This is a genomic window from Xenorhabdus beddingii (assembly GCF_002127545.1).
GTDB lineage: Bacteria > Pseudomonadota > Gammaproteobacteria > Enterobacterales > Enterobacteriaceae > Xenorhabdus > Xenorhabdus beddingii.
The window spans coordinates 1-412 of the sequence record NZ_MUBK01000182.1; the positions used below are offsets into that span (position 1 = coordinate 1).

The following is a 412-nucleotide window of genomic DNA, read 5'->3' on the forward strand; positions in this document are numbered from 1 at the left end:
CACCGATGCCCTCAAACAGCAGACGCATTATCGTTACAGCCCCGACCATGCCAGCCTCAACGGCAGCCTGACCGAAGTGGAACGGGCGGACGGCACCACTCAGCAACTGGCCTATGACAGCGAACGGCGGGTGGTGGCCGTGACCGACGGCGAAGGCCGCACCACCCGCTACACTTACGGCGCGTTTGACCTGCTCAGTCAGGTGACCCGCCCTGATGGCACGGTCCTGCGCTTTGGCTATGACCGTCTGACCCGGCTGAACTCAGTCACCGCCTCCACCGGCGAAACCTACCGTTATGAGCGGGACGCGGCCGGGCAGATTACCCGCGAAATTGATTTTACCGGGCGCACCCTTGACTATCAGTACGATACACTGGGGCGCCGCACGCAGGTGCAATATCCCGACGGGCAG

Annotated in this window: 1 pseudogene; it reads left to right on the forward strand. The window is 63.1% G+C overall.

The window, feature by feature from the left end:
- Positions 1–412: pseudogene (locus tag Xbed_RS19170) on the forward strand (hypothetical protein); the annotation flags it as partial.